Below are 22,916 nucleotides of genomic sequence, written 5' to 3' on the forward strand. Positions count from 1 at the left end.
CTGCCATCGGCATCGGGGCACGGAGCCGGTCGTCGCGGGCTATCCGGCTCGGCCTGAGGACGTCACATCGCCAGGTGGTGACGTCCACAGACTTCCTCAACGTGCGGAGAGCGGGGCCGACGAGGCCCGGCACCGCGGATGTCCGGGAGGACAACGCCGTATGGCCAAGATCATCGCATTTGACGAGGAGGCTCGTCGGGGCCTCGAGAGCGGCATGAACCAGCTCGCCGACGCCGTGAAGGTGACGCTCGGCCCGAAGGGTCGCAACGTCGTCCTCGAGAAGAAGTGGGGCGCTCCCACGATCACCAACGATGGTGTATCCATCGCCAAGGAGATCGAGCTCGAGGGCACCTTCGAGAAGATCGGCGCCGAGCTGGTCAAGGAGGTCGCCAAGAAGACGGACGACGTCGCCGGTGACGGTACGACGACCGCGACCGTCCTGGCCCAGGCCCTGGTCCGTGAGGGCCTGCGCAACGTGGCCGCCGGTGCCAACCCGCTCGGCCTGAAGCGGGGCATCGAGGCTGCCGTCGCCAGCGTCTCCGAGGCGCTCTCGCAGCTCGCCAAGGACGTGGAGACCAAGGAGCAGATCGCCTCCACCGCCTCCATCTCGGCCGGTGACTCCACGGTCGGCGAGATCATCGCCGAGGCCATGGACAAGGTCGGCAAGGAAGGCGTCATCACCGTCGAGGAGAGCAACACCTTCGGGCTCGAGCTGGAGCTCACCGAGGGCATGCGCTTCGACAAGGGCTACATCTCGGCGTACTTCATGACCGACGCCGAGCGCATGGAGGCCGTCTTCGACGACCCCTACATCCTCATCGCGAACAGCAAGATCTCCGCGGTGAAGGACCTGCTCCCGATCCTGGAGAAGGTCATGCAGGGCGGCAAGCCCCTCGTGATCATCGCCGAGGACGTCGAGGGCGAGGCCCTGGCCACCCTGGTCGTGAACAAGGTCCGTGGCACCTTCAAGTCGGTCGCCGTCAAGGCCCCCGGCTTCGGTGACCGCCGCAAGGCCATGCTGGAGGACATCGCCACCCTCACCGGTGGTGCCGTCATCAGCGAAGAGGTCGGCCTCAAGCTGGACGCCGCCGACCTGTCCCTGCTGGGCCAGGCCCGCAAGGTCGTCATCACCAAGGACGAGACCACCATCGTCGACGGTGCCGGCAACGCCGAGCAGATCCAGGGCCGGGTCAACCAGATCCGCGCCGAGATCGAGCGCTCGGACTCCGACTACGACCGTGAGAAGCTGCAGGAGCGTCTGGCCAAGCTGGCCGGCGGCGTTGCGGTGATCAAGGTCGGCGCGGCCACCGAGGTCGAGCTCAAGGAGCGCAAGCACCGCATCGAGGACGCCGTTCGTAACGCGAAGGCGGCCGTCGAGGAGGGCATCGTCCCCGGTGGTGGCGTCGCGCTGGTGCAGGCCGGCAAGACCGCGTTCGACAAGCTGGACCTGTCGGGCGACGAGGCCACCGGTGCCAACATCGTCAAGGTCGCGCTCGACGCCCCGCTGCGTCAGATCGCCGTGAACGCCGGCCTCGAGGGCGGCGTCGTGGTCGAGAAGGTGCGCAACCTGGAAGCGGGTTGGGGCCTCAACGCCGCGACCGGCGAGTACGTCGACCTGCTGGCCGCGGGCATCATCGACCCGGCCAAGGTCACCCGTTCGGCGCTGCAGAACGCCGCGTCGATCGCCGCGCTGTTCCTCACCACCGAGGCCGTCGTGGCCGACAAGCCCGAGAAGAACCCGGCTCCGGCCGGCGCCCCGGGCGGCGGTGACATGGACTTCTGAGTCCATGAGTAGTACCAGGTGATACCTGACGAACGGGCGGGTCGCGGAAGCGGCCCGCCCGTTCGGCGTCTCCGTCGCTCATCGCCGGCGGTGCCGTCCAGGCCGGGCGTCGGTCAGCCATCGCAGAAACACCCCGGTGAGTACGACCAGAGCACCCACCCGTGCGATGGAGTCGCCGTCCGGGCCGCTCACCGGCAGGTCGGGCGGCTCCGGCCGGGCCGCGGTCACCTGAACCGTGATCGTTCCGGTCGCGGTGCCGCCCCGCCCGTCGGTGATCGTGTAGGTGAACCGGTCGACGCCGGCGTAACCGCGGTCGGGAACGTAGGTGACCGCACCGGCGCCCTCCCCGGCGGCGGCCACGATGCCCGGCCCTGGACGGGTGTGGACCCTCCCGTGCGCCGGCCGGCCGACGCTGACGAGGGTGAGGTCGTAGCCGTCCGGATCCGTGTCGTTGCCCGCCGGCCACAGCGTCACCTCCTCTCCCGCGGTCACCGCTGTCAGGTCACCCGTCACCAGGGGCGGCCGGTTCGGTGCCGGAGACGAGGGCCTCGGTGAATCAGACGTGGGCGGGGGACCGGCGGGCGACGGCGGCCCGGGTGACGGCAGGCCGGGTGACGGCGAAACGGGCGGAGACGAGACCGGGACGGTGACCGATGGGGACGTCGGCCCGGCAGGGGACGGCCGGTAGACGTGGACGGTCACCGAGGCGGTGTCGGTACGGCCCATGTCGTCGCCGACCGTATAGGTGAACGAGTCCGACGACACGCCCGGCCGGGAGACGTACGTGATGGTGCCGCCGGTGTCGATGATCGCCGTGCCGTTCCCGGACGTACGGACCTCGGTGACCGTGAGAGGCTGCCCGGTGTTCGGGTCGTGGTCGTTGGCGAGCACGTCCAGGATCGTGGCGGTGGCCTCCTGCGCGGCGAAGACGTCGTCCACGGCGACCGGCGGGGCGTTGCGGACCAGCACGGTGAGGACGGCCGACGAGGTGGCCCGCGCCGGGTCCCCGATCGTGTAGCCGATCGCGTCGACGCCCTGGAACCCGGCCCTGCGGTCACGTCGGCGAAGCCCTGGAAGGCGCCGGTCGGGGAGATCGTCAGCAGATCGGTCGAGACGATCGGGGTCCAGGTGGGCGCGGACGGCGTACGGAAGAGGATCCTGCCCTTGTCCGCCGGGGTGGGTGCGGCGGCGCCGCTGCTGCCCGCGCGAGGGTCGGCGCCCCAGTAGAGACCGGCGAAGAGGACGCTGCTGCCGGACGGCGTGGCCACCGTCGCGGTGCTGTCGTTGAAGGTCGCCGGGTCCCCGTCGGTGTCGGTGTACACCATCGCGTAGCCGTTGTCGTTCAGCTCCTCGGTGGCTGCCGAACCGGTGCCGTTGCGGGCGTTCGCGCAGGTCCCGGCTCCGATCGGGCAGGTCAGGCTGGCGTTGCCACGGAGCATGATCGCGCCGTTCGCGTTCACGTCGAACCGCGCGGCGAACGGTGTGACGATCGCCGCCGCGGCCGGGCCCCGCGGCACCGCCGTGACCAGCACGGCCAGGACAAGGAGCAGGATGCCGAGCAGCCGTCCCCGCACCACCTCACGCTAGCCGCCGGGATTTCCCCCGCCGGGGTGAACGGCTGAAGCGCTAACGTGGGACGGGTGCGTGATCCCTCCGTCTCCCGTAACTCGGCCGGCCGGCTCTCTCCGATCCGTCGCACCGCCGACCTGCGGCGGTTACGTGACGAGCAGTTCGACGTCCTGGTGATCGGTGGTGGCGTCACCGGTGCCGGCGCGGCCGTCGACGCCGCGTCCCGGGGCCTCAAGGTGGCCCTGGTCGAGGCCCGTGACTTCGCCGCCGGCACGTCCAGCCGGTCCAGCAAGCTGATCCACGGCGGTCTGCGCTACCTGGAGCAGCTCGAGCTGCATCTGGTGCACGAGGCGCTGACCGAGCGCGGCCTGCTGGCCACCCGCCTCGCGCCGCACCTGGTGCGCCCGGTGCCGATCCTGGTGCCCCTGCCCAGTGCCGGCCTGCCGAAACGGGCCTGGCAGCGTGGCTACTACGGGCTCGGGGTGGCCGCCTACGACGTGTTCGCCGGGGTCTTCGGCTCCGGCCGGGGCATGCCGCTGCACCGCCACCTGACCCGGGACGGCGCCCGGCACCTCTTCCCGAGCCTGCGCGCCGACCGGATCGCCGGCGCGATCCGCTACTTCGACGGCCAGGTCGACGACGCCCGCCTCGTGGTCAACCTGGCCCGGACCGCGGCCAGCCTCGGTGCGGCCGTCGCCACCAGCGCCCGCGTGGTCGGTTTTCTCCGCGAGGCCCGCCAGGTGGTCGGCGTCCGGGTGCGCGACCTGGAGGCGCCCGATCAGGAGCCTTTCGAGGTACGGGCACGCACCGTCGTCGCCGCGACCGGTGTGTGGAGCGACGACATGTCGCAGATGCTCACCGACGTCGGGGTGCGCCCCGGCTTCCGGGTCCGCGCCTCCAAGGGGGTGCACCTCGTGGTGCCCCGCTCGGCGATCACCGGCGAGGCCGGCCTGATCCTGCGGACGGCGACCTCGGTGCTCTTCGTCATCCCGTGGGGCGGCCACTGGATCATCGGCACCACCGACACCGACTGGCAGCTCGACCGCGCCCACCCGGCGGCCTCCGCCCGGGACATCCGCTACCTGCTGGACCAGGTCAACGCGGTGCTGGACCGGCCGCTCACCACCGACGACATCGAGGGCGTCTACGCCGGGCTGCGCCCGCTGCTCTCCGGTGAGGCCGACTCCACCTCCAAGCTGTCCCGTGAGCACGCGGTGGTCGAGCCGATGCTCGGGCTCATGCTGGTGGCGGGCGGTAAGTACACGACGTACCGGGTGATGGCGGCCGACGTCATCGATCGTGCGGTCCGCCGCCTGGGTGGTCCGGCCCGGCCGTCGCGTACCGACCAGCTGCCCCTCCTGGGCGCGGACGGCTTCGCCGCCGCCTGGCGCGACCGGCAGGACATCGCCCGGCGGCACGGCGTCACGGCGGGCGTCGTCGAGCATCTCCTGGAGCGGTACGGGACGCTGACCGTCCACCTGCTGGCGATGGTGGCCGCCCAGCCCGAACTGGCCGTCCCGCTCGCCGGTGCCCCGGAGTACCTGTCGGCCGAGGTGGCGTACGCGGCGCTCGCCGAGGGGGCCCTGCACCTGGACGACGTGCTCACCCGGCGTACCCGGATCTCGATCGAGACCGCACACCGCGGCGCCGAGTCGGCCGTGCACGCCGCCGAGATCATGGGTGAGGCCCTCGGGTGGGACGCGACCGTCCGGCAGAAGGAGGTCGAGCACTACCTGGCCCGGGTCACCGCCGAACGGCAGTCCCAGACCATGCCGGACGACGCGACCGCCGACGCCGCCCGGATCGGCGTGCCGGACGTGCGCGGGCTGGCCGCCGACCGGAGGATGCCGTTGCTCGAGATCGAGCTTTGATCCTCGTCGACGAGCCTCGCTGGCCGGGGCGCGGCCACCTGTGGTCGCACCTGGTCAGCGACGTCTCCTACGCCGAGTTGCACGCCTTCGCGGAGATGCTGGGCGTGCCCCGGCGAGGGTTCGATCGCGACCACTACGACATCCCGGAGACCCGGTTCCGCAGCGCGTTGTGGCTCGGTGCCACCCTGCTGCGGTCCCGGGACCTGACCGCCCGCCTCCGGGCCTCCGGCCTGCGCCGCCCCAAGCATCTGGTCAGGCCAGCTCCGCCAGCTCGGCCTTGAGGTTGGCGCGGGCGCGTTCCTCCCACTCCTCGTGGATCGGCGCCAGCCGGTAGATCGACGGCAGGTTCAGCAGCTCGGTGAGGACCCGGGAGCGGCCACCGCGGAACGCGTCGTCGGGAACGTGCGCGTACTCGCGGCGGATCGCCTCGGCGTAGCGGGCGTAACGCTCCGGGTCGGCGGCCAGGATCGACAGGTCCGCGTCGCAGAGCAGCTCGCCGTCCGGGTCGTCGTCCCCGGTCGCGTGCCCGGCGGTCAGGCTCACCAGGCGGGCCACCTCGGCGGACACCTCGTCCGGGGCGCCCAGGCTCTGCAACAGACCGGCCGCGAACTCGGCACTGTCCCGCTCGTTCGCGTCACCCAGGGCACGCGGGTCGTAGACGGCGTCGTGCAGCCAGGCGGCCAGGCGTACCCGATCGGGGTGGGGGGTGAGGTGAGCGAAGCGATCGATCACCTCGAGCACCGACGCGAGGTGGGTCACATCGTGGTAGTGGCGCTGCGGCTCGGACCAGCGGCCCAGCAGGTACTGCGCGGCGGCGTCCAGGTCCGCGTCGGCCGCGGTGGCACCGGCGCCGCGGGCGGCCGTGCGGAAAGCTTCGGGCAGAGATGTCACCTCCGCATCCTGGCACGTAGATTCAGGTCATGATCGGTCGGAACCGGGTGACCGCCGCGCTGTCCCGGGGCCGGGCCGGACTGATGCTCGCCGTGCAGGCCGGTCTCGCCGCCGGTCTGGCCTGGTTCCTGGCGCACGACCTGTTCGGCCGCGAGATGCCGTTCTTCGCGCCGATCGCCGCGGTGATCGCCCTCGGCTCCTCGGTGGGGCAGCGGCTCAGGCGCACCACCGAGCTGGTCATCGGGGTCGCCGCCGGGATCGGCCTCGGCGACGTGATCATCCTGCTGATCGGCGCCGGCCCCCTCCAGATCGGCCTGATCGTGCTGCTCGCGGTACTGCTGGCCACCGTGGCCGGCGGTGGGGCGGCACTGATCGTGCAGTCCGCCTCCTCGGCCGTGCTGGTCGCCACCCTGACCTCGGCCACCGGTCAGCCCTGGACCCGCTTCCTGGACGCGCTGGTGGGCGGCGGGATCGCCCTCGTCGTGATGACCGTGCTGCTGCCGCTGAACCCGCTCACCGTGGTCCGCCGGGCGGCCGACCCGGCACTGCGGGCCTTCACCGGCGGGCTGTACGACGCGGCAGCCGGACTGGCCGACGCGGACGCCGAGGTGGTGCGGGCCGCAGTGGAACGGCTGCGGGCCGCCGAGGGGACGTTCGCGGCGTTCAGCGCGGCGATCGAGGCCGCCCGGGAGAACGTGGCGTTCGCGCCGGCCCGGTGGCGGGCCCGGGGCGCCCTCGCCCAGTACGTGGAGGGTGCCGCCCAGCTCACCTACGCGCTGCGTAACGTCCGGGTGCTGCTGCGGCGGGCACAGACGGCGATCGAGGACCGGGAACCGATCCCCGACGTCCTGCCGGTCTCGGTCCGGCACCTCGGCGACGCGATCGAGCTGCTGCGCCAGGAGTGGGATCGCGGCGACGAGCCGGTCACCGCGCGGGAACAGGCGCTGCGGGCGGTCGCCGAGTCGGGGCGCGCCTACCAGGCCGGGGTCGGCTACTCCGGTGGGGTGGTGGTGGCGCAGACCCGCACCACGGTGGCCGACCTGCTGCGCGCGACCGGGATCGAATACGCCGAGGCGACCCGGCAGGTACGCGACGCCATCGGCTGGCGGGGGCGGCCGCACGGGGCCCGCCGGAAGCCGGGCCGGTCCGGATCGATGCCGTCGTGATCGGTTTCGCGCTCCTCGGGCCGGTCCGGCACGGATACGGTGACTACGCTGGCGGGCATGGCCGATGTCTCGCCGAGCGGAACGCCCGATCCCGCCGACCGCCCGCAGTCCGTCCCTCCGGCTGCGCCCGGGTCCCCGGCCGCCCCCGAGCCTCCGGCCGCCGACACTCCGGCCGAAACCCGGTTCCCGGCCGCGCCCGAACCTCCGGCCTCGCTGGCCTTCGAGCCGCCGGTCTTCGGCCAGCCGCTGATCCGGCCCTCGTCACCGGCCCAGCCGTCGTACCCGCCGCCTTTCTACCCGCCGGCTCAGTCTTCCTACCCGCCGCCGGGTCAGACGCAGTTCGCGCCGCCGCCCGCGTCGGCACCCCCCGCGTCTGCGCCGCCTGCTTCAGCGCCGCCGTCGTCGGCGCCGCCCGCGTCAGCGCCGCCCGGAATGCCGGCGCAGTTTTCGTCGCCCCCCGTCGCGCATTTCCGGCTGCCCGAGCAGGCACAGCTCACGCCGGTTCAGCTGTCACCCGGCCCGGAGCCGGTCCCGCCGTACCCCGGAGCTGACCACGCGGCGAAGGCCGCCGTCCCGGGCCGCCCCACCGGATGGCGCCGCTGGCTGCCGATGACCGTGGCGATGGTGGTGATCGCGCTGGTGGCCATCGGCATGCTCACCTACCTCGGCTACCGGATCGGCATCACCGGCCTGGCAATCGGCCTGACCGCGGCCATCCTGCCGGTGCCGCTGCTCGCCAGCGCCTTCGTCTGGCTGGACCGCTACGAGCCGGAGCCGACGAAGTATCTGGTCTTCTGCTTCGCCTGGGGTGCCGCGATCGCGACCGCCGTGGCCCTGGTGGTCAACACCGGGTCGGCCTGGCTGTTCGACCGGGCCGGCCTGCCGGACGCCCTGGTCGCGGTGCTGGTGGCGCCCTTCATCGAGGAGTCGATGAAGGTGCTCGGCCCTCTCCTGCTCTTCCTGTGGCGGCGCACCGCGTGGTCCGGCATGACCGACGGCATCGTCTACTGCGGTCTCTCCGCGCTCGGGTTCGCCATGGTGGAGAACGTGCTCTACCTGGGCGGGCACGGCTACGCGGCGGGCGAGTCGGAGTACGGCCCGGCGACCGGCCTGCAGAACGTCTTCCTGATCTTCATCGTGCGGATCCTCTTCACCGGCTTCGCGCACCCGCTCTTCACCTCGATGGCCGGGATCGGCCTGGGTATCGCGGCGCGCTCCGGCAACCGGACGGTCCGATGGCTCGCCCCGGTCGCCGGCCTGCTCCTGGCGATGATGCTGCACGGCATCTTCAACCTGCTGCCCACACTGGCCGGGGCCACCGGCGAAACCATGATCATGCTGTACGGGTACCTCGGCTTCATGGTCCCGTTCTTCTTCGCCGTGGTGGGCCTGGCCATCGCGCTGCGCAGCTGGGAGGGCCGGCTCGCCGAGCGGGTGCTGTACCGGTATGTGGAGGCCGGCTGGTTCGCACCCGCCGAGGTGGCCGCGCTCGGCACGCTGGGCCGCCGGCACGCCGCCCGCGAGTGGGCGCGCCGGGTGGCCGGTCCGGTCGGGCACCGGGCGATGCGTGCCTTCCAGTTCGCCGCGACCCGGCTCGCCCTGATCCGCGACGGCATGGAGCGTGGCCTGCCGCGGACACCGGTGGACATGCAGCGGGCACTCGGCGAGGAGCGGGAGCTGCTGGTGGCGATCACCGAGTACCGGTCCGCGTTCGCCGGCCGCGACCCACAGACGCCGCCGTCGTGGTGGGACGGGCAGCACTACCGGATCACCTTCCCGGACGGCGTGGTGCGTACCGTCGCGCCGCCGCCGGAGCCGGTGATGCCGGTGCCGATCGTCCTGCCGCCTCCTCCGCCGCCGCTCTACGGCGGGCCTTACGGGGGCCCGTATGGCGGCCCGCCGCCGTTCGCACCCCCGCCCCGGCAGTGGTGAGCAGACCGGCTGCCGCGGCGCTGGTCATCGAGCCCGCTGTCGCGGCAGTGGTGAGCAGACCGGCTGCCGCGGCGGTGGCCGGGCGGTGTCAGAGGTAGAGGCCGGTGCCGTCCGACTCGACCCGGTCGGCCGCGACCGCGTGCACGTCGCGTTCGCGCAGCAGGACGTACTCCTTGCCGTGCAGCTCCACCTCGGAACGGTCGTCCGGATCGAAGAGGACGCGGTCGCCGACCACGATCGACCGGACGCTGGGCCCGACGCCGACCGCGGTGGCCCAGGACAGACGGCGGCCCATCGAGGCGGTGGCCGGGATCACGATGCCGGCGGTCGACCGCCGTTCGCCCTCGCCGCCGTCCTGACGGACGAGGACGCGGTCGTGCAGCATCCGGATCGGCAATCCGGTCTCGGTACGGGTGTCGGCACTCACGTTGCAGACGGTACGCCGCCGCCTGTCATCGCCGTCGCCGGGTAAGGCGCCGCGGGCGTCCGGGTACTAGCGTGACCATTGCGCATTCGAGGTCGAGGGGGGTACGCGGTTTGAACCGCTTCCAACGGGTCCGGGACAACCTGGCCCGGGCCTACGAGGCCGGCCGGCAGTCGGTGCGGCAGGCTCGGGCCGATCGTCCGGCGGAAGCCGATCGGTATGACGAGTTCCTCCCGCCCCGAACGGAACCCGAGATCGTGCACGCGTCGACGAACAGCCGGGACGACGCGGACGTGCCACAGCCGTTACGTATCGCCGCGGCCTGGAGCTGGCGGCTGATCGTGGTCGGGGTGATCGGCTGGGCCCTGCTGCGCCTGATCGGCATGGTCAGCATCGTGGTCGTCCCGCTGGCCATCGCGCTGCTGTTGTCGGCGCTGTTCGGCCCGGCGGTGGGCTGGCTGCTCCGGCTGCGCCTGCCCCGCTCGCTGGCCACCTTCCTGGTGCTGGTGACGGGGGTCGGCCTGCTGGTGGGCACGTTGACCCTGGTGGTGAACGAGTTCATCGCGGGTGTGCCGAAGCTGACGGAGAACGCCGCGGCCGGTGTCAATCAGATCCAGACGTGGGCCAAGACGGGCCCCCTGCACCTCTCCAACGACCAGGTGGCCCAGGGCATCTCCACGGCGCAGGAGTGGGTGAACTCGAACACGGCGGCGCTGACGTCCACCGGCATCGCGACCGTCGCGACCATCGCCGAGCTGGTCACCGGGATGCTGCTGGTGATCTTCGCGACCTTCTTCTTCCTGCGCGACGGGCGGACCATCTGGCGGTTCATCGTGCGGCTGTTCCCGGTGAACGCGCGCTGGTCGCTGGCCGACGCCGGGGACGCGGGCTGGCGCACCCTGGGTGCCTACGTGCGGGCCACCGTGCTGGTCGCCTTCATCGACGCGGTCGGCATCGGCATGGCGCTGGTGGTGCTGGAGGTGGAGTTCGCGTTCCCGCTGGCCGCACTGGTGTTCCTGGGCGCGTTCGTGCCGATCGTGGGTGCCAGCGTGTCCGGGGCGGTGGCCGTGCTGGTGGCGCTGGTCGACGAGGGCTGGGTGATCGCGCTGATCACACTGGGCGCCGTCATCCTGGTCCAGCAGATCGAGGGGCACGTGCTCCAGCCGCTGATCATGGGCCGGGCGGTGTCGGTGCACCCGCTCGCGGTGATCATCGGGATCGCGTGCGGCGTGGTGCTGGCCGGGATCATCGGGGCGCTGGTGGCCGTACCGTTGATCGCCGTTCTGAACACCGCGGTCCGGCGGCTGTCCCGGCGGCGGCCGGAGGTGCCACCGCATGCGGAGGTCGTGACCACCGGCGGGCCGTGAGGTTCCAGCTGGTTCTCACCGCTGTCTCCGGGCCCCGGAGACAGCGGTGACGACCAGCTGAAGAAGGGGACCCCGACGGGGTCCCCTTCTTCTCAACAGAGCGTGGGTCAGACGGTCGCCACGTCGAGCGCGATCTCGTTGACGCCGCGGTCGGCGTCGACGACCAGCTCGCCGTTGCCGTGCCGGCTCAGCGCCCGCACGGTCCAGGAGCCGGGTGCCGCGAAGAAGCGGAACACACCCTCGGGAGAGGACACCACCTCGGCGGTGAACTCGCCGGAGCCGTCCAGCAGGCGCACGTAGGCACCGCCGACGACCTCACCGTCCGCGTTGCGCACGATGCCGGTGATCACCGTCTCCTTGGCCAGGTCCACGCTGCTGGGGAGGGACGCGGACTGGTCCGGGGCGGCGCAGCCGGCGGCCACGTTCGCTGCGACGTTCGTTGCGGGAGAAGTCATGATCAGGCCTTTCCGGGCTCGTCGCCGAGGGCGATCGGCACGCCGATGAGCGATCCGTACTCGGTCCACGAACCGTCGTAGTTCTTCACGTTCTCGTGGCCGAGGAGTTCCTTCAGCACGAACCAGGTGTGCGAGGAGCGCTCGCCGATGCGGCAGTAGGCGATGGTGTCCTTGCTGCCGTCGAGGCCGGCCTCACCGTAGATCTTGGCGAGTTCCTCGTCGGACTTGAAGGTGCCGTCCTCGTTGGCGGCCTTGCTCCACGGCACGCTGATCGCGGTCGGGATGTGGCCACCCCGCTGCGACTGCTCCTGGGGCAGGTGCGCCGGCGCGAGCAGGCGGCCGGCGAACTCGTCGGGGCTGCGCACGTCGACCAGGTTCTTCACGCCGATGGCCTGGACGACCTCGTCACGGAACGCGCGGATCTCCAGGTTCGGAGCCTTGGCGGTGTAGGAGGTCTTCTCGCGGACCGGTACGTCCTTGGAGTACGGGCGGGCGTCCAGTTCCCACTTCTTGCGGCCGCCGTCGATCAGCCGGACCTGCTCGTGGCCGTACAGCTTGAAGTACCAGTACGCGTACGCCGCGAACCAGTTGTTGTTGCCGCCGTACAGGATCACGGTGTCGTCGTTGGAGATACCGCGCTCGGACAGCAGCGCCTCGAACTGCTCCTGGTTGACGAAGTCACGGCGGACCGGGTCCTGCAGGTCCTTCTTCCAGTCCAGCTTGATGGCGCCGGGGATGTGGCCGCCGTCGTAGGCGGTGGTGTCCTCGTCGACCTCGACGAAGACGAGGCCCGGGGTCTCCAGGTTCTGCTCGGCCCAATCGGCCGAGACGAGTGCGGTGTCGCGACTCATCGGTTCACTCCCTGTGGAAGGTGGGTGGAGGGAGAGTCAGCGCACGGAGAGAGCAAGATGTCGCACTCCGCGCGGACCCATCGGTGGGTGGGATCACGGGCTGCTGTGCGACGGCGCCACTGCCGGGCAGAAAGTGCCCTGGGCTTAGCTAGAGCTTCAGAAGGTGCTCAGCACGAGGTGGCCCCGTCAGATGACGGGACGACACAGGCACGCGGCCACGCGGCACAGGTCGACCGCGCGCCTTTTCGTGAGCAACAGGCTCATGAGAAACGACCCTACCAGCGGGCCCAACTCTCGGAACAGGTCCGACCACGATCCGGGATCGGACGGTCGTCACACTCCGGCCGCGGCCAGGTTGACGTCGCTCGCTCCGAAGGTGAACCGCAGGCCCTCCGGGAGCGGCTGCAGCTCCTGGATCACCAGATTCAACGGCAGCTTCGGCACGTCCAGCTCGAAGGCCATCTGCTGGACGAATCCGTCGACCTGGGACTGGATCAGCGGATTGACCGTCAGACCCGGAGTGCTCACATCGGAGAAACGCACCTGCACCCGGCCGTCGGCGACCTTGAGATCGGCCGAGGCGGACACCGGGAACTCCTGGGTCTGCGTGATCGCCAGCACCCCGGAACCGACCAGCTTGCCGTCCTTCTCGGCCAGCTTCAGGTCCTTCTGGCCGGTCGCGTCGGCGAGCAGCTGGTAGTCGATGGTCCCGGTCCCGGTGACCGAGCCGGCCACCACGTCACCCTGGCCCCGCAGTGCGCTCAGCGGTGCCTTCACGTCACGGGCGCGGATGTCCAGCAGGTCCATCCGGATGGTCTCACCGGTACCGGTCTGCGCCTTGAAGTCCGGCAGCTCGATCTGGATCTCCTCATACTTCCCGGCGACCACCTGGGTGAGGAACGGGACACCGGCGATGGTCACCACCGGGCGGCTGCTCTCCGCCTTCTGGTTCGCCACCTCCGTGGCCACCTTCTCGGCGATGACGTTCTCGGCGTAGGAGTTGCTGAAACGGTCCAGCACCACGACCCCGACGATCAGGAAGACGAGCAGCGTCAGGACGACGATGCGCAGTCCACGCCCCCGGCGACGGCGGGGACGCTCCGATCCGTACACCTCGGCCACTGTTCCTCCCGAATCACCCGGCTGCCCTGAGGAACGTACATGCCCGCGCCCAGGGTTCAGCGAAACGACTTCGGCGGGGCGGAAGAGTCAGGAGAGGTACCAGTGCACCGACAGATAGGTGGCGACGGCGGTCAGGGCGAACCCGCCGAGCGGGCCCTGCATGTGCCGGGCCAGCCAGAACGTCGGCGCCTCACCGGCCAGCCGGCGGCCCGCCTCGCCGAAGTTCACCGCCAGATCGATCAGCTGCGCGGCGACCGCGGCGATCAGACCGAGCACCGCGCCCTTCGTCGGGTCGAACGGCAGCACCATGTAACTGCCGAGCACGGCCGAGGCGAGGGTGCCCAGCATGGCGCCGAGCACGATGCCGGTCGCGCCACGCGGCACCTGCAACGCGATCCGTGGTTTCGGGAACACCGCGTCGGTGAGCCGGGCGACCAGCAGGGTCACCCCGGCACCGGTGCAGCAGATCAGGATCGCCGGCGCGCCGAGCGGCTCCTTGACCAGCGTGATCAGGACGGCGTAGGCGACCGTGCCGGACACGATGAGCAGCGTGGTCCGCCAGGAGTCCTTGGCGTGCTGGCGGTCCTTGACCAGGATCACCTGGGCGATCATCGCCACCGCGAAACCGGCGAGACCCGCCCAGAACAGCGGCAGCAACTCGCTGGGCCGGCCGGTCACCGCCAGGTAGTCGGCGCCCAGCGCGGTCGCCGCGACCACGCCGGCGGTCACGCCCGCCGCCGGCGGTTGCAACGCCATGATCCAGGCGAGCAGACCGAGCAACTGCACCCCGAAGAGCACGATCGCGTACGACACCCGCGCGCCCGGCCCGGTCACATGACTGCCGACGATCAGCGCGATGGCGAGGAGCACCGCGAACCCGCCGATCGCGGCCGACAGTCTCGGCCGCACCGGGAGGATCGGGATCTCCTCGAACTCCTCCTCGTCCTCGGATTCGGAGGGGGGCGAGTTCTCCTCGTCGTCCTCGGGGACGGCGCCGTAGAACCCGGCCTTGGGGCGCCCCGGGTTCAAGCGGGCGACCTGCTGAGAGGCCTCGGCGTCCCAGGGGTCGTCGTTCGGCAATGAGGGAAACACGAGTGCGATCGTGCCAGACCGGTGACCGAGGTCCCAATCGCTGCCGCGGGGGCCTCGCCTCTCGGGTAAAAGGCCGGTTACGAATCCACCGTTCGGCCACCTACCGGGCGTTCTCTACATCACTTGCGGGCGCGACCAGGGTCTCAGCCGTGATGCATCGGTTAAGGTGAGCGCAACCCACCCGTCGGTGACGCCGGGCCCCAATCTCCGGTGGCGAAGCCCCCGAGCTTTCGCAGACCGGGTCACCCGAGCGGCTCAACGCCGCGAGGACGGAGGTGAGTGTGGAGATCCTTCTGCTGGTCACGGCACGTGCCGGTGAGCCCTCTGCCGTACTGCCCGCCCTGGACCTTCTTCCCCACTCGGTTCGTACCGCTCCGCGTGACGTGCGCACTCTGGTGTCCGGGCCCAGCCCCGACGCCGTTCTGGTCGATGCCCGTTCCGAGCTTTCGGAAGCGCGAGCCACCTGCCGCATGCTGCACGCCACCGGCATCGGCGTCCCGCTGGTCGCGGTCGTCACCGAGGCCGGCCTGATCGCGCTGAACGCGGACTGGGGTGTCGACGACGTCATCCTGGCCAGCGCCGGCCCGGCCGAGGTCGAGGCGCGGCTGCGCTTGGCGGTCGGCCGTCTCAACAACGCGACCGCCGGCGCCGGTGGTTCGATCCGCGCGGGCGAGCTCAACATCGACCCGGACACCTACGCCGCGAAGCTCAAGGGCCGCCCGCTCGACCTCACCTACAAGGAGTTCGAGCTGCTCAAGTTCCTCGCCCAGCACCCGGGCCGGGTCTTCACCCGGGACCAGCTGCTGCGCGAGGTCTGGGGTTACGACTACTTCGGCGGTACCCGTACGGTCGACGTGCACGTGCGGCGCCTGCGTGCCAAGCTCGGCTCGGAGTACGAGTCGATGATCGGCACCGTCCGCCAGGTGGGCTACAAGTTCGTGGTCCCGCCGTCCGGCCGTCAGCTGCCGGACAACGAGCCGGTCTCCCTTCCGGTCTGAGCCGGAGTTCCTTTCATGACGAGTCGACAGCCGGTCCGTGCCACGGATCGGCTGTCGTCGTCCGAGGCCGATGACGTGCTGGCCCTGGCCGCGGCCGCCGGTCACGTCGACGGCGTCTACCCGCTCTCCGAGGACGTCGTGCTGCGGGTTCGCGGCGACGTTCCGTATCAGGGCGTGCATCTGCTCTCCTATGCCGGTGACCGGCTGGCCGGCTACGCGTTCCTGGAGGACGCCTCCGGTGAGCTGATCGTCCATCCCGACTTCCGGCGGGCTGGGGTGGGCACCGGGTTGCTGGCCGCCGCCGGTCCGGGCCCGATGCGGTTCTGGGCGCACGGCGACGATCCCGGTGCGGCCGCCTTCGCCGCGGGCCACGGTTTCCAGCGGGCCCGGGTGCTGTGGCAGATGCGCCGGTCACTGCTGGAGCCCCTGCCGGTGATCCCCCTGCCCGAGGGCGTGACGCTGCGCAGTTTCCGGCCCGGCTCGGACGAGCAGGCCTGGATCGGGGTGAACGCGCGGGCTTTCGCCCACCATCCGGAGCAGGGTCGCTGGACCTTGGACGACCTGCTGAGCCGGGAGGCCGAGCCGTGGTTCGATCCGGCCGGGTTCCTGTTGGCCGTCGACATCACCGACACCGTGCTCGGTTTCCACTGGACCAAGGTGCACCCGGCGTCCGGCGACGAGCCGGCGGTCGGTGAGATCTATGTGCTCGGTGTCGACCCGGCGGGGCACCGTCGCGGCCTGGGCGCCGCGCTGAGTGTGGCCGGGCTGAAGCATCTCGCCGAGGCCGGGCTGACGGTCGCCGGCCTCTACGTCGACGAGTCGAACACCGCCGCCGTGAAGCTGTACCGGGGGCTGGGGTTCGAGGTTTTCACGACGGACGTGAACTACAGCCGGTAACGGCCCGGTCAAGCGCTTGTCTCGCTGCGGTCACGACTGCCCGTAAATAACCGACATTTCGGGTAGCTGGAGCGCAGTTCACTTAACGGACAACTCTATTCCGGAGGATGGCTACCTTCCGGCGCTTACCTGTTCACTCCCAGTTCATTTGCGACCGGGGATCCGGTCACTTCGCCTTCTTAGCTTTTCGGGTGTGAGCCGGTGAAAGACCGGCGGCAAACCCGAAGGGGAAATTGTGAAGCTCCAGCGGTCCGGTTTCGTGGCCGGCATTGCTTTGACTGCGTCGATCGCGCTCACCGCGTGCGGCTCGGACAACGTGCCCACTGGGGGCGGCAGCACGTCCGCTGCTCCGGGCAGCTGCGTCAGCGGCAGCCTGACGGCTCAGGGCTCCACCGCTCAGAAGAACGCCATGGACGAGTGGATCAAGGCGTACCAGACGCAGTGTGCCGACTCCAAGGTCGACTACCAGGGCACCGGAAGCGGCGCGGGCATCGAGGCGTTCATCGCCGGCACCGCCGACTTCGCCGGGTCCGACTCGGCCCTGAAGGAGGACGAGCAGCCGCAGGCCGACGCCAAGTGCGTCGGGGGCAAGGCCCTCAACCTCCCGATGGTCATCGGCCCGATCGCCGTGGTCTACAACGTCGACGGCGCGGACGGTCTCCAGTTCTCGTCGGCCACGCTCGCGAAGATCTTCGCCGGCAAGATCACCAAGTGGAACGACCCGGCCATCGCCGCGGAGAACGCCGGTGCGAAGCTGCCGGACGCCAACATCGAGACGGTGCACCGCGCCGACGAGTCGGGCACCAGCGACAACTTCACCAAGTTCCTGAGCAAGACCGCCGAGGCCGACTGGACCTACGGCAACGCCAAGGCGTGGAAGGCTCCGGGCGGCACCGCCGTCTCGAAGTCGGACGGTATCGCCACCAAGGTGAAGAGCACCGCGAACACGATCTCCTACATCGAGATGTCGTTCGCCGAGAACCAGACCCTCCAGACCGCGAAGATCAAGAACGGCGCGGGCGAGTACGTCGAGCTGTCCGCCGAGAGCGCCGGCAAGACCTTCGAGAACGCCGAGATCAAGGGTAAGGACGGCGACCTCGCCCTCTCCCTCGACTACGCCACCAAGACCCCGGGCGCCTACCCGATCGTGCTGGTGACCTACGAGATCGCCTGCAGCAAGGGCAGCGCGAAGGCCAAGGAGGTCCAGGCCTTCCTGAAGTACACCTCGAGCACCGAGGGCCAGAAGGAGCTCTCCGAGCTGGGCTACGCCCCGCTGCCGGAGTCGCTCCGGGCCAAGGTCGCCGAGTCCGTCGCCACCATCGCCTGACGTACCCGCCAATCCCTCCGAGACGACAGCGAGCGCGCAGATGGGTGACTACCCCTCCCGCTCGGTGAACTCCACCGCCGGCGACCTGAGCGTGACTCCACGTCACGCCCAGGGCGCCGGCTACGGCGGTTCTCCGAGTAACTTCGACGAGCCTCCGCGCGGTGGCGGTGGCGCACTGCCCAAGAAGGCCCGATTCTCGATCGAGGCGGGATTCCGGGGCCTGTCCACGGCCTCCGGTGCGATGGTGCTGGTCATCATCGTCGCCATCGCCGTCTTCTTGATCTCCAAGGCGGTTCCCGCTCTCCAGGCCAACACGGGGAACTTCCTCACCCAGTTCGAGTGGGCGCCGAACGACACGCAGCCGTCCTTCGGTATCGCGGCTCTGGCCTTCGGCACCGTGCTCAGCTCGATCATCGCGCTGGTCGTCGCGGTGCCGATCGCGCTGAGTATCGCGCTGTTCCTGTCGCACTACGCACCCAAGCGGCTGGCCACGCCGCTGGGCTTCGTGATCGACCTGCTCGCGGCCGTACCCAGTGTCGTCTTCGGTCTCTGGGGCCGGGACGTCTTCCAGGAGCCGGTCCGCGACTTCTCGATCTGGCTCAACAAGTACTTCAGCTGGATCCCGCTCTTCGGCGGCGACGGCCCGTTCGGTCAGTCGATCATGCTCGGTGGCCTGGTGCTGGCGATCATGGTGCTGCCGATCGTCACCTCGCTGTCCCGCGAGGTCTTCCAGCAGACCCCCGGCATGAACGAGGAGGCGGCCCTCGCGCTCGGCGCCACCCGCTGGGAGATGGTGCGGACGGCGGTCCTGCCGTACGGCAAGCCCGGCGTGATCGCCGCGGTGATGCTGGGTCTGGGCCGTGCCCTCGGCGAGACGATCGCCCTGGCGCTGACCCTCAGCGTCGCCTTCGACATCTCGTTCAACCTGATCGAGAACGGCGGCAACTCGGTCGCCGCCAACATCGCGAACTCCTTCGCGGAGGCCAACGACACCGGCCGTGGCGCGCTGATCGCCTCCGGTCTGGTGCTCTTCGCGATCACACTTGTGGTCAACATGACGGCGCGGGCGATCATCTACCGCCGTCGCGAGTTCCGGGACGCCGCCGCATGAGTTTGCTGGATCGTGAGGTTCCGGGCGTCGTCATGACGCCGGACAACATCCGGAGCCGGACGCTTCCGGTCGCCGTCAACCTGGCCATCGCCGCCGGCGCGTTCGCGGTTGCCGCCGCGGTCGTGTTCGGCCTCGCCATCGGCAACTGGGTGCTGGTCGTGGTGCTCGGCGCCGCCTTCTACCTGGTCGGCCTGAACGTCGTGGCCGGCCGGATCGAGGGTAGGCGGGCCGCCCGCGACCGGGCCATGAAGTCGCTGATCTATGCGGCCTGCGTCCTGGCGATCCTGCCGCTGGCGTCGGTGGTGTGGACGCTCGTCTCCAAGGGCATCGGGCGCCTGGACGCCGACTTCTTCAACACGTCGATGAACAACATCGGCGCCCGGGACCCCGAGGGCGGCGCCTATCACGCCATCATCGGCACCCTGGAGCAGGTCGGCATCGCCACCCTGATGTCCGTCCCTCTGGGCGTGCTGGGAGCGATCTACCTGGTCGAGTACGGCCGGGGCAAGTTCGCCACCACGGTCCGCTTCTTCGTCGACGTGATGACCGGTATCCCGTCGATCGTGGCCGGTCTGTTCATCCTGTCGTTCTGGGTGCTCATCGTCAGCCCGTGGTTCAACAACGGGCAGCCGCGTTTCTCCGGCTTCGCCGCCGCCCTGGCCTTGGCGGTGCTGATGCTGCCGACGATCGTCCGGTCCACCGAGGAGATGCTGCGCCTGGTGCCGGGGCCGTTGCGGGAGGGCGCGTACGCGCTCGGCGTCCCGCAGTGGAAGACGATCCTCAGCGTGGTCCTGCCGACCGCCCTGCCCGGCATCGTCACCGGCATCATGCTGGCCGTCGCCCGTGCGGCCGGCGAGACCGCGCCGGTCCTGCTGGTCGCCGGTGGTGCCGCGGCGATCAACTTCGACCCGTTCGGTGGCAACCAGCAGTCTCTCTCGCTGTTCGTCTATCAGCAGGCCGGGGACGCCTCCCGGTACGCGCCGGACCGCGCCTGGACCGCCGCGCTCACCCTCGTGGCACTGGTCCTGATCCTGACCGTCGCCGCCAAGCTGCTCGCCCGCCGCAACAAACTGTCCCGGTAAAGAAGGTGCTATCCATGGCCAAGCGCATCGAGGCGAGCAACGTCTCCTCCTACTACGGCTCCTTCAAAGCCATCGACAGTGTCTCGATGACCGTCGAGCCGAAGACGATCACCGCTCTGATCGGCCCGTCCGGTTGCGGCAAGTCGACCTTCCTGCGGTCCGTCAACCGCATGCACGAGGTGCTGCCGGGTGCCCGCATCGAGGGCAGCCTGACGATCGACGACCAGAACATCTACGACCCGGATGTGGACGTCACCGCGGTCCGCCGCATGATCGGCATGGTCTTCCAGCGGCCGAACCCGTTCCCGACGATGTCGATCTACGAGAACGCGGTCGCCGGCCTGAAGCTCAACGGCGTCAAGAAGAAGGCGATCCTGGACGAGGCGGCCGAGAAGTCGCTGCGGTCGGCGAACCTGTGGGACGAGGTCAAGGACCGCCTGGACCGGCCGGGCGCCGGCCTCTCCGGTGGTCAGCAGCAGCGTCTCTGCATCGCCCGCACCATCGCGGTCGAGCCGCAGGTCGTGCTGATGGACGAGCCGTGTTCCGCGCTCGACCCGATCTCGACGCTGGCGATCGAGGACCTGATGTTCAAGCTGAAGGACCGCTTCACGATCATCATCGTCACGCACAACATGCAGCAGGCCGCCCGGGTCAGCGACAAGACCGGCTTCTTCTCGATCGACAAGACCGGCGACCCGGGCCGCCTGATCGAGTACGACGACACCCAGAAGATCTTCAGCAACCCCGCGCAGAAGAAGACCGAGGACTACATCACCGGTCGTTTCGGCTGATCGGAACTCTGCGTTCGAGCGCCGGCCCCCGCGTTGCGAGGGCCGGCGTTCTTTTTTCGGTACGGGCCACTCCTCGCCGCACGCGAACAGCGGTGCCGCCCAGCCGGGTTGTTTCGGCTGGTTCCCACCGCTGTCTCGAGCCCTTCGAAACAGCGGTGGGAACCAGCCGGTGAGCCACGGACCTGCCCGTGCGGCGCGCTGGGGGCCTCAAGTGGCGCCGACCTCGCGTCGTGGCCCGGGGGCGGCGTGGTCACGGGGCCCATGTGGCACGGCGGGGCGGGGTGGCCCGTACCGGAGAAACTAAGGGAGGTGGACGGTGACCTGGCCGTCCGCGGTGACCTCGATGCGGGGGTTGAGCGGCGTCGCGGCGTCGCGGTGTGCCGACGCGGCGACCACGTCGGGGATGGTGGGGCAGGCGGCGATCTGGTCGAGGGTCCGGCGGGTGGGTGGCAGCATCGGCAGGTCGCCGGCGGACGGCGCGATCCACGCGGTGCCCTCGGCCTCGCCCGAGACGTCGCGGGCGGTCTGGGCGTCCGGGAGCAGGGCTGCGAAGAACCACGTGTCGTAGCGGCGGGGTTCGAAGTCCGGCGTGATCCAGCGGGCCCAGGGGAACAGCAGATCGTCGCGCAGCCGCAGGCCGCGGCGGGCCAGCAGATCGGTCATGGTGAGTTCGTGGCGCGCGACGGCGGCCCGGTCGGCCTCCCAGTCGGGGGTGCCGGTGGCGGTGACGGTGCGGTCGGGTTCGGCGAGCGGGCCGGCCAGCAGGATGCCGGCCTCCTCGAACAGTTCGCGGGCGGCGGCGCCGACGACGGCCCGTGCCTGGTCGTCGGGTACGCCGAGACGTTCGGACCAGTCGGTACGGATCGTCGACGGGCTGTCGGAGGGGTCGACGACGCCGCCGGGGAAGGCGTAGACACCGCCGAAGACCATGGTGGAGGCGCGGCGCAGGACGTACACCTGGAAGCCGTCGCCGTGCGGGCGCAGCAGCACCACGGTCGCGGCCGGACGGGCCTCGGCCGGTGGGCCGGTGAACTCGCGGGCGCGCTGTGACATGGCGGGCGGAAGCTGCATCGAGTCGGTCACCGCCTGATCCTGGCACCGGAGGGCGGTCAGGTCACGGACGATCGTGCCTCCGGGCGCGGTCCGGGCGATACGGTAGCGATCATGATGGGACAGAAGGTGCGCTGGGGGATTCTCGGCCCCGGCGGGATCGCCAGCACATTCGCCGCGGATCTACCGCTCGTGGCGGGCGCCGAGTTGGCCGCGGTGGGCTCTCGGAACCTGGCGAGCGCGCAGGCGTTCGCGGAGCGGCACGGTTTCGCGCGGGCGTACGGCTCCTACGCGGAGCTGGCCGCCGACGACGGCGTCGACGTGATCTACGTGGCCACGCCGCACGCGTTCCACCTGGAGGCGGCGCTGCTCTGCATCGAGGCGGGCAAAGCGGTCCTGGTGGAGAAGCCGATCAGCCTGGACCTGCCGTCGGCGGCACTGATCGTCGAGGCGGCGCACACCCGCGGGGTGTTCCTGATGGAGGCCATGTGGATGCGCTGCAACCCGGCCATCCGGCGGATCGCCCAGCTGGTCGCCGAGGGCGCCATCGGGGACGTCAGTGCCATCCACGCCGACTTCGGGTTGCAGGGGCCGTTCGAGGCGTCGCACCGGCTGCGTGATCCGGCGCTGGGTGGCGGCGCGCTGCTCGACCTGGGTGTCTACCCGATCCACCTGGCGCACACCATCCTGGGCGTGCCGGCGTCGGCCCAGGCGTGGGCGCACCTGACCCCGGAGGGGGTCGACGAGAACACCGGTGTGCTGCTCGGCTACGCGTCGGGGGCGGTGGCCGCACTGACCTGCAGCATCAACGGCGCCAGCCGGAACGCGGCGACGATCACCGGTACGGCCGGGCGGATCGATCTGCCGGCCGGCTTCTTCGTGCCGCGCTCGTTCACGCTGCACCGGCCGGACACGGCGCCGGAGACGTTCGAGTTCCCGTTCGAGGGCAGCGGTTACCAGTACGAGGCCGCCGAGGTGCAGCGTGCCCTGCTGGCCGGTGAACTGGAGAGCCCGATCGTTTCGCACCACACCACCCTCGAGGTGATGGCCCTGCTGGACGCCCTGCGCGAGCAGATCGGCGTCACCTACTGACCGACCGGGTGTGGGAGGGGCCACGGCCCCTCCCACACCTTCGGG

General features: G+C 70.5%; 23 protein-coding genes. 14 read left to right on the top strand and 9 right to left on the bottom strand.

Translation table 11 applies throughout. The annotated features are described in order from the left end of the window. The first annotated feature begins 160 nt into the window (after positions 1–160). Positions 161–1,783, top strand: coding sequence for a chaperonin GroEL (groL, locus tag BC793_RS22105; RefSeq protein ID WP_109595129.1), 1,623 nt, complete (start codon positions 161–163; stop codon positions 1,781–1,783). Positions 1,784–1,861: 78 nt separating this feature from the next. Here groL and BC793_RS22110 read toward each other — a convergent pair whose 3' ends face one another. Then, on the bottom strand, positions 1,862–2,752 hold the full coding sequence (locus BC793_RS22110) for an Ig-like domain-containing protein (protein ID WP_109595131.1): 891 nt from the start codon (positions 2,750–2,752) through the stop codon (positions 1,862–1,864). Positions 2,753–3,118: 366 nt separating this feature from the next. Between BC793_RS22110 and BC793_RS22115 the strand changes: the two genes are divergently transcribed. Genes BC793_RS22115 through BC793_RS22125 form a run of 3 tightly spaced genes read left to right on the top strand, consistent with a single transcriptional unit; the run spans position 3,119 to position 5,504 of the window. Beyond that, on the top strand, positions 3,119–3,370 hold the full coding sequence (locus tag BC793_RS22115; protein ID WP_109595133.1) for a hypothetical protein: 252 nt from the start codon (positions 3,119–3,121) through the stop codon (positions 3,368–3,370). A gap of 53 nt (positions 3,371–3,423) precedes the next feature. Continuing rightward, positions 3,424–5,223, top strand: a complete 1,800-nt coding sequence (locus BC793_RS22120; RefSeq protein ID WP_109595135.1) for a glycerol-3-phosphate dehydrogenase/oxidase — start codon at positions 3,424–3,426, stop codon at positions 5,221–5,223. Then, complete coding sequence (locus tag BC793_RS22125) at positions 5,220–5,504, top strand: DUF4031 domain-containing protein (protein WP_109595137.1); 285 nt, start codon at positions 5,220–5,222, stop codon at positions 5,502–5,504. The genes BC793_RS22120 and BC793_RS22125 overlap by 4 nt, the downstream gene beginning before the upstream one ends. On the opposite strand, the gene BC793_RS22130 is transcribed toward BC793_RS22125, so the two are convergent. Further along, entirely contained in the window at positions 5,476–6,114 is a 639-nt protein-coding gene (locus BC793_RS22130; RefSeq protein WP_109595139.1) for an HD domain-containing protein, read from the bottom strand. The two genes, BC793_RS22125 and BC793_RS22130, sit on opposite strands and share 29 nt — an antisense overlap. A gap of 29 nt (positions 6,115–6,143) precedes the next feature. Between BC793_RS22130 and BC793_RS22135 the strand changes: the two genes are divergently transcribed. Together BC793_RS22135 and BC793_RS22140 are read left to right on the top strand one after the other, a co-directional pair. Next, positions 6,144–7,280, top strand: a complete 1,137-nt coding sequence (locus BC793_RS22135; RefSeq protein WP_109595141.1) for an FUSC family protein — start codon at positions 6,144–6,146, stop codon at positions 7,278–7,280. Between the two features lie 432 nt (positions 7,281–7,712). Beyond that, positions 7,713–9,212, top strand: a complete 1,500-nt coding sequence (locus BC793_RS22140; protein WP_170167258.1) for a PrsW family intramembrane metalloprotease — start codon at positions 7,713–7,715, stop codon at positions 9,210–9,212. 88 nt (positions 9,213–9,300) lie between these two features. Here the strand turns inward: BC793_RS22140 and BC793_RS22145 are convergent, their stop codons facing one another. Then, a complete protein-coding gene (locus BC793_RS22145; protein WP_203896332.1) occupies positions 9,301–9,597 on the bottom strand; it encodes a GroES family chaperonin in 297 nt (98 codons plus the stop codon). A 152-nt stretch (positions 9,598–9,749) separates the two neighbouring features. Between BC793_RS22145 and BC793_RS22150 the strand changes: the two genes are divergently transcribed. Then, entirely contained in the window at positions 9,750–11,003 is a 1,254-nt protein-coding gene (locus BC793_RS22150; protein ID WP_109595146.1) for an AI-2E family transporter, read from the top strand. A 107-nt stretch (positions 11,004–11,110) separates the two neighbouring features. On the opposite strand, the gene BC793_RS22155 is transcribed toward BC793_RS22150, so the two are convergent. The 5 genes from BC793_RS22155 to BC793_RS22170 all read right to left on the bottom strand — a co-directional run bounded on the left by BC793_RS22155 (position 11,111) and on the right by BC793_RS22170 (position 14,523). Further along, positions 11,111–11,458, bottom strand: coding sequence for a DUF1416 domain-containing protein (locus BC793_RS22155; protein ID WP_109595148.1), 348 nt, complete (start codon positions 11,456–11,458; stop codon positions 11,111–11,113). A 2-nt stretch (positions 11,459–11,460) separates the two neighbouring features. Continuing rightward, positions 11,461–12,309 carry a sulfurtransferase gene (locus tag BC793_RS22160; protein ID WP_109595150.1) on the bottom strand — a complete coding sequence of 283 codons (849 nt, stop codon included), beginning with the start codon at positions 12,307–12,309 and terminating at the stop codon, positions 11,461–11,463. 186 nt (positions 12,310–12,495) lie between these two features. Beyond that, positions 12,496–12,573 (bottom strand): Ms5788A family Cys-rich leader peptide, encoded by a 78-nt coding sequence (locus BC793_RS52700; protein WP_311772860.1) that lies wholly within the window; start codon positions 12,571–12,573, stop codon positions 12,496–12,498. Between the two features lie 69 nt (positions 12,574–12,642). Continuing rightward, entirely contained in the window at positions 12,643–13,431 is a 789-nt protein-coding gene (locus BC793_RS22165; protein WP_249037386.1) for an LmeA family phospholipid-binding protein, read from the bottom strand. An 87-nt stretch (positions 13,432–13,518) separates the two neighbouring features. Then, complete coding sequence (locus tag BC793_RS22170; protein WP_239170210.1) at positions 13,519–14,523, bottom strand: hypothetical protein; 1,005 nt, start codon at positions 14,521–14,523, stop codon at positions 13,519–13,521. Between the two features lie 281 nt (positions 14,524–14,804). Here BC793_RS22170 and BC793_RS22175 point away from each other — a divergent pair, with 281 nt between their 5' ends. The 6 genes from BC793_RS22175 (at position 14,805) to pstB (ending at position 20,729) form a co-directional block, all read left to right on the top strand. Further along, entirely contained in the window at positions 14,805–15,521 is a 717-nt protein-coding gene (locus BC793_RS22175; protein ID WP_109595296.1) for a winged helix-turn-helix transcriptional regulator, read from the top strand. A 15-nt stretch (positions 15,522–15,536) separates the two neighbouring features. Next, positions 15,537–16,418 (top strand): mycothiol synthase, encoded by an 882-nt coding sequence (gene mshD / locus BC793_RS22180; RefSeq protein WP_109595154.1) that lies wholly within the window; start codon positions 15,537–15,539, stop codon positions 16,416–16,418. A 235-nt stretch (positions 16,419–16,653) separates the two neighbouring features. Then, positions 16,654–17,745 carry a phosphate ABC transporter substrate-binding protein PstS gene (gene pstS / locus BC793_RS22185; protein ID WP_109595156.1) on the top strand — a complete coding sequence of 364 codons (1,092 nt, stop codon included), beginning with the start codon at positions 16,654–16,656 and terminating at the stop codon, positions 17,743–17,745. Positions 17,746–17,785: 40 nt separating this feature from the next. Further along, positions 17,786–18,856, top strand: a complete 1,071-nt coding sequence (pstC, locus tag BC793_RS22190; RefSeq protein WP_109595158.1) for a phosphate ABC transporter permease subunit PstC — start codon at positions 17,786–17,788, stop codon at positions 18,854–18,856. Beyond that, positions 18,853–19,938: a phosphate ABC transporter permease PstA gene (gene pstA, locus BC793_RS22195; RefSeq protein WP_109595160.1), complete on the top strand. Its 1,086-nt coding sequence runs from the start codon at positions 18,853–18,855 to the stop codon at positions 19,936–19,938. Before pstC ends, pstA begins: the two co-directional genes overlap by 4 nt. Positions 19,939–19,952: 14 nt before the next feature. Next, the gene (pstB, locus tag BC793_RS22200; protein ID WP_109595162.1) at positions 19,953–20,729 is read left to right on the top strand and encodes a phosphate ABC transporter ATP-binding protein PstB; all 777 of its coding nucleotides are present in this window, start codon (positions 19,953–19,955) and stop codon (positions 20,727–20,729) included. Positions 20,730–21,029: 300 nt separating this feature from the next. Here the strand turns inward: pstB and BC793_RS22205 are convergent, their stop codons facing one another. Further along, complete coding sequence (locus BC793_RS22205; protein ID WP_109595298.1) at positions 21,030–21,800, bottom strand: NUDIX hydrolase; 771 nt, start codon at positions 21,798–21,800, stop codon at positions 21,030–21,032. 93 nt (positions 21,801–21,893) lie between these two features. Here BC793_RS22205 and BC793_RS22210 point away from each other — a divergent pair, with 93 nt between their 5' ends. Beyond that, positions 21,894–22,871, top strand: coding sequence for a Gfo/Idh/MocA family protein (locus tag BC793_RS22210; RefSeq protein ID WP_109595164.1), 978 nt, complete (start codon positions 21,894–21,896; stop codon positions 22,869–22,871). The last annotated feature ends 45 nt before the right edge of the window (positions 22,872–22,916 follow it).

This window comes from Actinoplanes xinjiangensis (assembly GCF_003148685.1).
Classification (GTDB): domain Bacteria; phylum Actinomycetota; class Actinomycetes; order Mycobacteriales; family Micromonosporaceae; genus Actinoplanes; species Actinoplanes xinjiangensis.

Coding starts and splice junctions, on each gene's coding strand:
- BC793_RS22210 (WP_109595164.1), top strand. CDS start 21,894: ATGATGGGACAGAAGGTGCGCTGGGGGATTCTCGGCCCCGGCGGGATC.
- BC793_RS52700 (WP_311772860.1), bottom strand. CDS start 12,573: ATGAGCCTGTTGCTCACGAAAAGGCGCGCGGTCGACCTGTGCCGCGTG.
- pstA (WP_109595160.1), top strand. CDS start 18,853: ATGAGTTTGCTGGATCGTGAGGTTCCGGGCGTCGTCATGACGCCGGAC.
- BC793_RS22205 (WP_109595298.1), bottom strand. CDS start 21,800: ATGCAGCTTCCGCCCGCCATGTCACAGCGCGCCCGCGAGTTCACCGGC.
- groL (WP_109595129.1), top strand. CDS start 161: ATGGCCAAGATCATCGCATTTGACGAGGAGGCTCGTCGGGGCCTCGAG.
- pstB (WP_109595162.1), top strand. CDS start 19,953: ATGGCCAAGCGCATCGAGGCGAGCAACGTCTCCTCCTACTACGGCTCC.
- BC793_RS22140 (WP_170167258.1), top strand. CDS start 7,713: ATGCCGGCGCAGTTTTCGTCGCCCCCCGTCGCGCATTTCCGGCTGCCC.
- BC793_RS22160 (WP_109595150.1), bottom strand. CDS start 12,309: ATGAGTCGCGACACCGCACTCGTCTCGGCCGATTGGGCCGAGCAGAAC.
- mshD (WP_109595154.1), top strand. CDS start 15,537: ATGACGAGTCGACAGCCGGTCCGTGCCACGGATCGGCTGTCGTCGTCC.
- BC793_RS22135 (WP_109595141.1), top strand. CDS start 6,144: ATGATCGGTCGGAACCGGGTGACCGCCGCGCTGTCCCGGGGCCGGGCC.
- BC793_RS22155 (WP_109595148.1), bottom strand. CDS start 11,458: ATGACTTCTCCCGCAACGAACGTCGCAGCGAACGTGGCCGCCGGCTGC.
- pstC (WP_109595158.1), top strand. CDS start 17,786: ATGGGTGACTACCCCTCCCGCTCGGTGAACTCCACCGCCGGCGACCTG.
- BC793_RS22145 (WP_203896332.1), bottom strand. CDS start 9,597: ATGCTGCACGACCGCGTCCTCGTCCGTCAGGACGGCGGCGAGGGCGAA.